Raw genomic sequence first — 12,670 nt, forward strand, 5'->3', positions numbered from 1 at the left:
CTATTTCTTTATTGGTAAAATATGACCTCATTATAATCCTTTTTGGGTTCTTTTATGCAGCCAAATGGCTAATAATATTGCAATAACTCCATACATTCCTGCAACTAGCCAATTGATTTGGTATCCAAATTTATTCACTATTTCTAACCCTATTTTTGGACTAAAAATATGTGCAATTGAAAACGCCATCGCATACATAGCCATATAACTACCTTCAACGCCTTCTTTTGCTCTATCAAGAGCAAATCTGTTCGTATAAGGAAAACCTAACATTTCACTTAAGGTCATAAGAACGATACTTACAATTAAAATTCCAATCCAAAAGTTTTGATACAATACCAAAAAACTCAACGCAAGCAAAACACAAGACATTGTGATGTACTTAGTAAATGGAATTTTTTGTTTTTCTAAATAATTAAGAAGTGGCATTTCAAAAACTACAATTATTGCTACATTAAGAAATAAAATAATTCCGATTTTAAATTCATCTAAATAGAATATTTCATCATAATATAGTGGTATCGTTGTAAATAACTGAAAAAAGGCCATTCCAAAAAGAAAACAAATAAAAGAGTGAATCCAGAAAGAAAAATCTTTGTATGCAGCATTTTTATCTAAGTTTTCTTGCTTACTACGTACTTCTGATGGTTTTACTTTTGGATCTTTTACTAAATAACTGAATAGTAATATGGCTGTAATACAAGTTATACCATCAATCCAAAATAATAATCCATAGCCATTAATTACAATAATGAGTCCCGCTAAAGTTGGGCCAATTCCCATTCCTGCGTTTATAGCTAATCGAATTAAACCCACAGATCTTGTTTGATTATCAGGTTTGCTATAAGCTTTTATAGCTACAAAAATTGCAGGTCTAAATGTATCTGCAATCGACATGGTCACCAAAATACCTATACAGAATCCCCAAAATGAATGGATATATTGTAATGAGATAAAACACAATCCTGTTAAGAAAAGGCTTATTATCATCACTTTATAAAATCCGAAGATATCTGTTAATTTTCCTCCTAGCCACGATCCAATAACGGAACCAAGACCAAAAAAGGCAAAAATTGAGCCTATATCGGTTTCAGAAAGTCCCATATCCTTTTTAAGATATAAAGACAAAAACGGAATGACCATTGTTCCTGCTCTGTTCACCAATGAAATGAACGATAGAAACCATATTTCTTTTGATAATCCTTTGAATGAATCAATGTAGTTGGTGTACATTTTTTTCATAATTGATAATATTTGATTGATTAATATTGGTTGTTTTTGATTTGGGATTTGATTAAAAATAAAAAGTCCGACTGTGAAGTCGGACTTTTTATAATTGTTATATATGATATCTATATCAGCACAATATATAAGTGTCCAGACTCCTTTCACAAGAAGATCTTTGTACATACTTATTTACTGTGGTAATTGTCATTATTTCTATTATTTGATTCAAAACTACATAAAAAATGGATACAAAAAATAAAAATCTTCTATTTTTGAAGACAAATTGTATTTTTGGTACAAATAGACTATTCTATACTTTTAACTAAATCTGATCCATACCGATGAAAAATATGTTCCTGTTTTTGTGTGTTTTATTATTGAATGTAAGTTGTTCTGAAAAGAAAAAAGCAGTAATTGGAGAAACTGAGTTTCAACAAAAACTAAATGCGGATTATAAAGATGCTTCTTCTTCTCCTTTAAAAGAAAAAGATTTAAAAACATTTGAAGGTTTGGATTTTTTCCCTGTGGATGATACGTATAGAGTGAACGCAACTTTTACAACAACACCAAATTCGCCTGTTTTCAAAATGCCAACGACCAAAGAAAGAACGCCAGAATACAGACGTTTCGGAATTGCTACGTTTACACTGAAAGGAAAAGAGTTTTCATTAGAAGTATACAGAAACCAAGAGTCAATGAAACAAGATGAATATAAAGATTATCTTTTTCTTCCTTTTACTGATGAAACAAACGGTTTTGCTAGCTATGGTGGCGGACGCTATATTGATCTAGAGATTCCGATTGGCAATACCATTGAAATTGATTTTAATAAAGCGTACAATCCGTACTGTGCTTATAATGATAAGTATTCATGTCCAATCCCGCCAAGGGTAAACTTTCTAAAAACAGAAATTAAAGCTGGTGTAAAGGCTTTTGACAAACATTAATTTAAAGATGTTTTACCAAGTATATTCCTAAAAATACTGCTGCAAATCCAATAACAAAACTTGCAATGGTATACAAAGCAAATGTCATAAAGTCTCCGGTTTTTAAAAAGACATGGTTTTCGTAGGCAAACGTAGAAAATGTGGTAAAACCACCGCAAAATCCTGTGGCTAACAATAAGGTATACTCTTCGCTGATGCTTTGGTTTTTTGCTGCCATTCCCAAAATAATTCCGATCAACAAACTTCCTAAAATATTGGCTGCAAAGGTTCCATACGGAATTCCTGTAGAAGCATTATTAAGGAATTTCCCCAATAGAAATCGCAATGTACTTCCAAATCCGCCACCAAGGAAAACTAAAAAGAGTTGTTTCATGTTTGTTTAAAGATAAAAAGATTGTCTAAAAGTAGGCATTGCATACTGTTTAGACAATCTTTAAAATAGGTTTATAGTTATTTACTCCGCTGGTTTTACTGGATAATAAATATCTGTTTGTACATTTTCAGGTTTAACTTTGTCAGGATCATTTACATATAATTCCCAAGATGGTCCAGCTTGCACTAATTTGTTTTCAGACATATATGCAGCTATCTTTAGATGCGCTTCCATATCTCCAATTCCATACGGTCCAAATTTTGAAATCTTGATAACTTTCCCAGCATCAATTTTTTTAATTGTCATATCAGACTTAGGCAATACATCTTGATTTCCAACTAAAAGACCTATATAAAATTCAGCTTCTTTGGTTTCTTCATCCCATTTTAAGTGTAAAGAACCAGGTGTATAATTCTCTAATTGATGAGTTGCAGCATACATTCCTGCTTTTGGCATGTAGGTCATAAATAATTTTGTCATTTCTTCGATAGCAGCATCTGTCGTTGTTTTTTGATGATATCCAATGAATTGTTGCGCTTCACTATCTTCTTGACTCACATCGCTCAATCGAAATGATGGTTGCGGAGGATTATTTTTCATATGTTCTGCAATTACTTTATCGAGGTTTTCTAATCCTTTTTCATAATCTCCTCCAACCATATTGTCCATTCCTCCATTAAGAGCTAAAATTCCTTTGAAAAAGAAACCTAAGTTTTCTCCTTTCATAGCCCAAGTTACTTTGGTGCCATCTTCAACTTCTTCCAGTTGCCATGTAACTTTACTTGCGTCAAAATCATCAAACTTTAATTCTTGTTCTAACGATTTATTTGCCACCATGGCAATATTTTTCATACTTCCTCCACCTTCTTTTCCTGTCCAACTGTAAGCGCCTCCAATACCAGCAGTTTGCTCAGGATAAGTAGCCTTAATCGTTGTGTCCTTTTCCATCCAAGGATTCCAAGCTTCCCAATTTCTAAAATCGCTAACGTTATTAAAAATTACCGCAGCTGGAGCTTTTATCACTTTGCTTCTTGTCACTTCAAAACTATCAGGTCTTGTAGCTACAAAAATTGCGCCTGCCACAAGGACTACAAGCAGCAATAGCAGTACATACTTTAAAATTTTCATATTGTTTCGGTGTATTAGTTAGTATTGCTAATGTACAAATTTTTAATGTTTTATTGAATTGATTACATTTGTGGGAATTGGAAAGTTGCACTGTAAAGTGATCGCTTTCGTTTAAAAGAAATTCTAAAACCCAAAAAACAGTTGTAGAATTCAACATGAAATCATAATCACATGATATTGAGAAGTTTGAATTTTATAGTTGACCAATACTAAAACACTAAAAACGAACAAATGAAATTAAAATCAATTGCAGGATTGGCCTTAGCGGCAGGAATGCTATTTTCTTGTGCAGAAGAAGCCAAAGAAAAAGTAAAGGTAGATCCTTATGAACCAAAATTTATTGAAGTAGCCGAAAACGGAAAAATGGAATTTGGTGTAGATGAATTTGAAGATGTAGCCGTTATACGATATGAAATCCCTGGATTTAACGAATTGACATTGAAAGAAAAGAAACTTGTATATTATTTAACACAAGCAGGACTTTCTGGAAGAGATATTATGTGGGATCAAAACTATCGCCATAATTTAACTATCCGTAAAGCATTGGAAAATGTATATGTGAATTATAGTGGTGACAAAACTACTGATGATTGGAAAGCTTTTGAAACATATTTGAAACGTGTTTGGTTTTCGAACGGAATTCACCATCACTACTCAAATGATAAATTACCAGCAGGTTTTTCAAAAGAATACTTAAACAGTTTATTAGCGGATACAAAAACTGAACTTAAAGGAGAAGCTTTTGATGTAATCTTCAACGATAAAGACACTAAGAAGGTAAATAAAAAAGCTGATGTAGATAACGTATTGGTTTCTGCAATCAACTTTTACGGGCCAGATATTACGAGTGCAGATGTAGAAGAGTTTTACAAAACTGCCTACAAAGGTTCTGATGAAGAGCCAATTGAAGCTGGATTGAACTCTAAGTTAGTTCGTGAAAACGGAAAATTAGTAGAGAAAGTATGGAAATCTGGCGGAATGTACGGAGCTGCCATTGATAAAATTATTTATTGGTTAGAAAAAGCTAAAGGAGTTGCTGAGAATGAAAAACAAGCAGAAACTTTAGGATTATTAATTGAATATTACAAAACAGGAAGTTTAGATACTTGGGATAAATACTGTATTTCTTGGGCAACCTCAACAGAAGGAAATATTGACTGGATTAACGGATTTATCGAAGTATATAACGATCCAAAAGGATATAGAGGTTCATACGAAACTATCGTGGAAATCAAAGATTTTGACATGTCAAAGAAAATGGCTGTATTGTCTGAAAATGCACAATGGTTTGAAGATAATTCACCTTTAATTGAAAGTCACAAAAAGAAAAATGTAGTTGGAGTTTCGTATAAAACTGTAAATGTTGCTGGAGAAGCTGGAGATGCTTCGCCAAGTACGCCAATTGGTGTCAACTTACCAAACAACAACTGGATTCGTCAAAAGCACGGTTCTAAATCTGTTTCTTTAGGAAATATCATCAACGCGTATGCGCAAATGGGCGGATCAGGAAGATTGAAAGAATTTGTTCATGATGATGAAGAATTTCAATTAGAAGAAAAATATGGAAAATTAGCTGACAAGTTACATACTGCTTTACACGAAGTAATTGGACATGCTTCTGGTCAAATAAACAAAGGAATTGGGCAACCAAAAGAAACCTTAAAGAACTACGCTTCTACGATGGAAGAAGGAAGAGCTGATTTAGTTGGATTGTACTATTTAATGGATCCAAAACTAAAAGAACTTGGTTTAGTTCCAGATACAGAAGGAGTTGGAAAAGCTGCTTATGATGGTTATATCAGAAACGGTTTAATGACACAGTTAATTCGTTTGAATCTTGGTGATGATGTAGAAGAAGATCACATGGTTAACAGACAATGGGTTTCTGCATGGGTTTTTGAAAAAGGTGCAAAAGATAACGTAATTGAAAAAGTAACACGTGATGGAAAGACATACTTTAACATTAACGATTATACAAAATTACGTGACTTATTTGGTCAATTATTACGTGAAACACAACGTATCAAATCAGAAGGAGATTTTGAAGCTGCAAAAGCTTTGGTAGAAGGATATGGAGTAAAAGTAGATCAAACAATACATGCAGAAGTATTGAAACGTAATGAAGCGTTTAAATCGAAGCCGTACAAAGGTTTTGCGAATCCTGTATTAACTCCAGAAGCAAATGACAAAGGAGAAATTACAAATATTAAAATCATGCAACCAGCAGCATTTGACAACCAAATGTTATACTATGCTAAGAATTATAGTTTCTTAACTGACAAGAACTAAAATTTAAAACTATATTTACATAAAATTTAAAAAGGGTGCATTCGTGCATCCTTTTTTATACCATAAATACTCATGATCACACAAGGAAACATCGTAGATATTGCGAATAGACGAATTTATAAAGGTGAAATTCACGTAACCAATGGAAAGATTACAAACATCATTGAAAAAGATCATGATGTGGAAACCTTTATTATTCCTGGCTTTGTAGATGCGCATATTCATATTGAAAGTTCGATGTTGGTTCCTTCGGAGTTTGCGCGTTTGGCGGTTTTACATGGAACTGTTGCTACCGTTTCCGATCCGCATGAGATTGCCAATGTTTTGGGAAAAGCTGGTGTGGAGTTTATGATTGAGAATGGACAAAAAGTACCGTTTAAGTTCAATTTTGGAGCGCCTTCTTGTGTTCCTGCAACGAGCTTTGAATCGGCTGGTGCTGTGATTAATGCTAACGATATTAAAGAACTATTAGCAAAACCAGAGATTAAATATTTGGCGGAAATGATGAATTATCCGGGCGTTTTGTTTGATGATGAAGAAGTGATGAAAAAGATTGCTTGGGCAAAACATTTTGATAAACCTGTAGATGGACACGCTCCGGGATTACGTGGCGACGATATTTCAAAATATATTGCTGCTGGAATTTCTACCGATCACGAATGTTTTACGCATGACGAAGCTTTGGAAAAACTTCAAAAAGGAATGAAAGTGATTATTCGTGAAGGAAGCGCTGCCAAAAATTTTGAAGCCTTGATTCCGTTGTTGGATGCACATTATGAGCATATGATGTTTTGTTCTGATGACAAACATCCTGATGATTTACTAGTGAGTCATATTAACGAATTGTGCGCTCGCGCCGTAGCCAAAGGAAATGATGTTTTTAAAGTATTGCAAGTTGCCTGTGTGAATCCGGTGAAGCATTATAAATTGGATGTTGGACAATTACAAATAGATGATGTTGCCGATTTTGCCGTACTAGAAGATTTGACAACTTTCAAAGTTGTTGAAACCTACATTAATGGTATCCGAGTTGCATCCAACGGAACGTCGCACATAGACAGCGTGCCGTTTGAAATTCTGAATAATTTTAATACTTCTCCAAAAAATGTGGTTGATTTTCAAGTCAAAGCCACGAAAAGTAAAATTCGCGTTATTGAAGCTTTAGATGGTGAATTGGTCACAAACGAATTGATTTTGGATAGTTTGGCAAAAGATGGAAATTTAGTGTCGAATACTTCTGAAGATATTTTAAAAATGACCGTTGTCAATCGTTATCAAAACGATGCGCCTGCGATGGCGTTTATTAAAAATTTCGGATTGAAAGAAGGTGCCATTGCTTCTTCCGTAGGACATGATTCTCACAATATTATCGCTGTTGGTGTTTCGGACGAAGCTATCTGCAAAGCCGTGAATCTTTTGATTGCTAATAAAGGTGGAATTTGCGCCGTTTCTGACACGACTGAAAAGGTAGTTTCCTTACCTGTTGCAGGAATTATGAGTGCAAAAACTGGCTGGGAAATTGGTCAAGAATATGCTGAGTTAGACAAATTGGCCAAAGAAATGGGCAGTACATTGCGCGCTCCGTATATGACCTTGTCGTTTATGGCATTGTTAGTAATCCCGTCGTTAAAACTTAGTGATAAAGGATTGTTCAACGGGACTACTTTTGAGTTTACTTCTTTAGAAGTTTAGTGTCAAATCAAAATATTTAGTTCGTAGCTATTCTCGACTGCGCTCGAATTGACAAATGTCTAATGCTAATCGATTCATACTTTGAAATTAATTAATCGTACAGTTATTTCCTGTAAAACCATTGGTATCGTAACTTCCTGTACCTCCACTTGTTGGTGTTCCTATCGATTCCAATCTAAAAGCTACATTCGTTCCACTTTTGGCAGTGCAAATTTCAAGTTCGTAGTTGCTATTCGCTTCTCTTCTGATAACATCTAGCACACTATTTAGTCCTGTGGTTAATTGTGAATAATTATCGATTAAAAATTGTCCGTTACGTCCAATATCTGCAATGACTCTAGCATCTACATTGTTTCCAGCTCCAATGACATAAAAACCTGTATTGCTTACAGTAGCGTTAATGCTCGCATTCATATCGTTTCTATTATTGAAGAAATCTTGATTTTGTCCATCAGAGAAAAATACCATTGAAGACGACCAAATATTTGTATTCGGATCGTTTTGAATTTCTAGTTTTTTAGCCTGCATTCGTTCGCAACTTTGTACTACAGCTCCATACAAATTGGTAGAAATATCTTGCTGTAAATTTTGGTTCATGCCTGCAATAGCTGCAATTATGTTTTGACTTGACGTTGAGAAACCAATCAATTCTTGCAGTTGTTCTCTTCCATCAAAATAATAAATAGCGACTTCTAACGCGCCACTATTTATTTCACTAAATAAGTTGGAAACATATAGCGTTGCGGCACTTTTTATGTTTTCAATTTCATCAATAACACTTCCGCTCAAATCCATTACAATCATGGTTGCATACCGATAATTTTGAGGATTTGGCACAATGAGTCGCGGTGCTTCCGTTGGATCGATGAGTTGTTCGGTTTCTCCATCGCTGATGGCTCTTTCATATAAATTAAAATCGCTGTCGGTTTGATTGGACACACCAATACCGTTTTCATCTGTGAGTTTAAAAGATACTTTGATTTTGCTTTCTGCGACTAAGGTTTCAATATTTTTAATTTCGATCGAATAACCTGGTTGCGTATCATTATCATCATTACTGCTGCAACTACATAGCAATCCCAACACACATACAAGAAGTGAGAGTTTTTTCATTATTTTTCTGTTTTAGATTGTGAATGTAGTTTTGCTTTTCCTTACGTAGTCTATTTAAAAAAGTCGTGATATGACCTAATAACGCAGCTAATTCACAAAAATTGCCAGAAAAAATAATAAAATGATGTATTACCTCGCTTTTATCGCACCAACTCCAAGTGTAAATCGATATCCAACTTGCAATTGAAAGAAGGAATCTCCATTGCCAGAACTGATGTCTCTAATGCTTCGCATGCGCAAGAATATAGAGTTCGATTTGTCAAGTCCTGGATAATAGAAAATTTCAGCTTTTACGGCTTGCGTTCGCATATAACCAGGTTCTGATAAATTGAATTCGGCATAATCTCCAATAAAGGAATAGCCTTTGAGTTCGTATCCAAAATTCAATCCGAAATTATTAAAACGACGTATTTCAAAATTGAGTCCCACACCAAGTCCTAAGGTTTTAAAATTGGCGTCATTATTATCAACACTAGCATCTGTTCGCACTTTTGTGACATTGTAACTGAAAGGAACATATAACGAAGTCCAAAATGGTGATTCTTTGAATAATCTGAAATTAATCACATTCATATCCACACCCATTTCTAGGTTTGATCGTTCGAGTAAATCTAACTTGCTATCATTAAAGAAAAAGTTATCTGGCTCTGCAGGATTTGGATTTGGATTGTCCATATCTGGCATCGTTGCTTGTAAAAAGTCATTGTCTTCATCAAGTCTAGAATAACGTACATACGGCGTTATTTTCTTCAGATAATAAAATGCTTCTCTGCGTACATTGAACGGATGAATAAAAAATTCTGCTCTTCCTTCTATTTGAAACAATCCGTTAGCTTCATCGCCAAACAAACCAAGCAAATCTGTATACGTTCTTAAATCTAATACATGCTGTAAATGATTGTCATTGATAACTTGATATGAGCGCCTTCCTGTTTCTTTGGCTTCATCATCATCATTTTTAGATGGAAATGTATACGAAACATCATCTGGCACATAATTGCTTCCCGCATTTGGGTGATAATCCAGTACATCTGTATATCTTACTAACAAATTCTTAAGTGCATTTTCATTATACACACCTTTACCATCCAAGCTCACATTATGAGAATATTGTAAAAAGCTTTTTTTGACTTTTCGCGTATAGTTTAAAATACTAACAGGAGTTACTCCTTCAAAATAAAATTCAAACTTTCCATCTACAGATTTTAATACTAAGCGTGTGTCTACAATTCCACCTTCCCGTAATTCTATTTGAATTGATTTGAATAAGGCACCTTCTGGTATTGCGTGAACAAAATTAAGTCCTTGTTGTGATTCAATAGCTACTGTTTCTTCTTCTTTTTCTCCTTCTTTTCCTTTTTCGATTTTCTTTTGTCGTATACTTACAGCATAAGGTTTCTCTGCAAACAATTCAGAAAAATCAGTATTTTCTTTTATATAAAATGTGATAAAAGAATTATCTCCAGGAATTTCAAAGGTTCCTAAATTCGTTTTACTGTCAATACTAAATACATTCGACAATACTTGTCTGGCGCTGGCATTACTAAATAGGCTATCGGCTTTTACAGGATCATTATCGCCAACGATGATAAATTTTTCTGGATCGAGTTCTTCTTTTTCTTCTTTGTATAATTCACAGACTCTAGCCTTATATTTATTTAGTATTTCTTCTGAAATATCTTCATACTCTTCTACATATTCGCGGTATTTAGTGTAGTCTTTGCAAGCATTTATAATATCGCTATTCTTTTCAGAAGAAGTCTCTTTACGATTTTTTATGTTCTCTTTTGCCTCTTCAATTTTTTCTTCATCAGTTAACTTAGCAAGCTCAACTTCTAATACTGCAGTTTCCCTGTCAAATTCTTCTTTATCATCTATTAATGTATAAACTAACTCTTGTTTTTCCTTTAATTTTTTCTCAAAAGGATTTTCAGTTACAGTAGTTTCTTGTGCTGAAACTGATAGCATACAAAAAAAACCTATAAAAGCGAGTAAAAATGGTTTCATAATAAATAATGATTGTAGTTTAATATTTATAAATGTAGCGCTTTTATGTCATACAAAAAATACACATTTGTAGGTATTTTTGTGTTTGCAGTAATTATGATTTTAATGGAATATCAATCACGATTGTCGTTCCTCGTTTGAGCGTGCTATCGATAGAAAGTGTTCCTTCCAAATGTGCAACACGCTTTTTAATATTGCTCAATCCAATTCCGTTTTCTTTGATCGTACTAGCGTCAAAACCTTTTCCATTGTCTTCCACGATAATGTTTAAGCTTTCATCAAATTGCGTCAATTGAATCGTGGCTTTGGTGGCTTCTGCATGTTTGATAACATTGGCCAGTAATTCTTGAATGGTTCGGAATAATGATAATTCTAAGGAGTTTTCCAATCGGTTTTTCAGTTCGGGCGCTATGACTTCTACATCAATTGTATTGGCATTGTTAATCTTTGAAGCCATGTTTTTTACAGCAACTAACAATCCTTCATTTGCAATGACGCCTGCATTTTTGGCATGTGAGATGTTTCGTATTTTGTCATACGCTTCTCCCAATAGTGTTTTTGTTTTATTCAATGCATTCGGACTGTTTTCTGAACCTACATTCTCCAAATGTAAATTGATGGTTGCCATCAAGGCTCCTAAATCGTCATGCAAGTCTTCTGCGATCCGTTTCCGTTCTTTTTCCTGACCTTCAATCATGGCATCAATACTTGCGAGTTCTTGCTCTTTGAGTAAGGTAGATACTTTTTGTGCTTCTAGGTCTTTGGCTTGTTCGGCAAGGAGTTGTTTTTTACGAGTATTTTTTTGGATGAGATATGCTGAGATGATTACTAGGGCTAGGATAAAAAGTGATACAATTAGTTGTGTATTCTTTTTAGATGCTCTTGCTTTTTCTTCAAGATTTTCTGCTTTTAATTCTACATTTTGATAACGTTCATTTAATTCTGAAATTACTTTATCTTGCTCTCTATCATTTATACTATCAGCTAATTTAAGAACTTCTTTTAGATAAAAAACTTCATTTTTATAATCTTTCAAACTGTCATAAGCTTCCACCATATTTTTATAAAAAATGAGTTTTGTTTTGCTGATATTATCAATTAAAGATATAGAGTCAGCTTTTTTATAATAAACGATTGCTTTATTAAATTCTTTTTTTCCAAAATATGTATATGCTATATTACTAAACGTAGTGGCAATATCATTACTCAATTTATATTTAAGAAAAATTGGCATAGCTTTCTTATAAAAATACAATGCTGAATCGTATTCTTTCTCTCCTCCATTTTCTTTAGATACAGTTCTATATAAAGATCCGTAATTAAGTTTTATTTTTGCATCACTTACTTCTCTAATAGTATCTTTTTTGATTTTTTTGATTTGATCAAATGTTTTTAGATAGTATTCTTGTGATTTTTGAAAGCTATCTACTTTCATATAATTAACCGCAATTCTAGAATAAGCTCTGGCAAGAATCAATGGATTATCTTGAGATTGAGCAAACGCTATATATTTATCTAAGAAAGGGGTCGTATCTACTTTATTTTTTCCTTGATGTGATATCAGCACAATTATTTCATAATTAGTATCTGCTGCGTCTTTTATGCTGTCTATTGAAGTAAATTGTTTTTCAGCCGTTAGTAAATCTTTAAATCCCAAATCGTGCTGATCATTTTTACGATAATTTAATCCCGAATAGAAATACCAAAGCGCTTTATCGTAAGATTTTATTTGCAAAGTATCTATTTGAGTTAATAATTCACGAACATCAGTAATTGACAGTTTTCCAAAATTGTTTGATAATGAATCTAACAAGCTGTTCTGAGAAACACAAAAACCAGCAATTAGTAAAAATGCTGGTAAAATCGTTTTTTTTATATGTAAAAGTAATTTCAT

9 protein-coding genes are annotated in these 12,670 nt (G+C 33.5%); 3 read left to right on the forward strand and 6 right to left on the reverse strand.

The window, feature by feature from the left end:
* Window positions 1–30: 30 nt before the first annotated feature.
* A complete protein-coding gene (locus tag Q0845_RS16570; RefSeq protein WP_298515539.1) occupies window positions 31–1,242 on the reverse strand; it encodes an MFS transporter in 1,212 nt (403 codons plus the stop codon).
* Between the two features lie 326 nt (window positions 1,243–1,568).
* On the opposite strand from Q0845_RS16570, the gene Q0845_RS16575 reads away from it, so the two are divergent.
* Window positions 1,569–2,174, forward strand: a complete 606-nt coding sequence (locus Q0845_RS16575) for a DUF1684 domain-containing protein (protein ID WP_298515541.1) — start codon at window positions 1,569–1,571, stop codon at window positions 2,172–2,174.
* Window position 2,175: 1 nt separating this feature from the next.
* Here Q0845_RS16575 and crcB read toward each other — a convergent pair whose 3' ends face one another.
* Together crcB and Q0845_RS16585 are read right to left on the reverse strand one after the other, a co-directional pair.
* Entirely contained in the window at window positions 2,176–2,547 is a 372-nt protein-coding gene (gene crcB, locus Q0845_RS16580) for a fluoride efflux transporter CrcB (protein WP_298515542.1), read from the reverse strand.
* An 81-nt stretch (window positions 2,548–2,628) separates the two neighbouring features.
* On the reverse strand, window positions 2,629–3,675 hold the full coding sequence (locus tag Q0845_RS16585; RefSeq protein ID WP_298515544.1) for an SRPBCC family protein: 1,047 nt from the start codon (window positions 3,673–3,675) through the stop codon (window positions 2,629–2,631).
* Window positions 3,676–3,906: 231 nt separating this feature from the next.
* On the opposite strand from Q0845_RS16585, the gene Q0845_RS16590 reads away from it, so the two are divergent.
* Window positions 3,907–5,964: a dihydrofolate reductase gene (locus Q0845_RS16590; RefSeq protein ID WP_298515547.1), complete on the forward strand. Its 2,058-nt coding sequence runs from the start codon at window positions 3,907–3,909 to the stop codon at window positions 5,962–5,964.
* Between the two features lie 72 nt (window positions 5,965–6,036).
* The gene (gene ade / locus Q0845_RS16595; RefSeq protein ID WP_298515549.1) at window positions 6,037–7,656 is read left to right on the forward strand and encodes an adenine deaminase; all 1,620 of its coding nucleotides are present in this window, start codon (window positions 6,037–6,039) and stop codon (window positions 7,654–7,656) included.
* A gap of 87 nt (window positions 7,657–7,743) precedes the next feature.
* Here ade and Q0845_RS16600 read toward each other — a convergent pair whose 3' ends face one another.
* From Q0845_RS16600 to Q0845_RS16610, 3 genes are all read right to left on the reverse strand, one after another.
* Window positions 7,744–8,769, reverse strand: a complete 1,026-nt coding sequence (locus Q0845_RS16600; protein WP_298515550.1) for a hypothetical protein — start codon at window positions 8,767–8,769, stop codon at window positions 7,744–7,746.
* A gap of 129 nt (window positions 8,770–8,898) precedes the next feature.
* Window positions 8,899–10,776: a hypothetical protein gene (locus tag Q0845_RS16605; protein ID WP_298515553.1), complete on the reverse strand. Its 1,878-nt coding sequence runs from the start codon at window positions 10,774–10,776 to the stop codon at window positions 8,899–8,901.
* Window positions 10,777–10,870: 94 nt separating this feature from the next.
* Window positions 10,871–12,670 (reverse strand): sensor histidine kinase, encoded by a 1,800-nt coding sequence (locus tag Q0845_RS16610; RefSeq protein WP_298515555.1) that lies wholly within the window; start codon window positions 12,668–12,670, stop codon window positions 10,871–10,873.

The organism is uncultured Kordia sp. (genome assembly GCF_947489565.1).
Classification (GTDB): Bacteria; Bacteroidota; Bacteroidia; order Flavobacteriales; family Flavobacteriaceae; genus Kordia.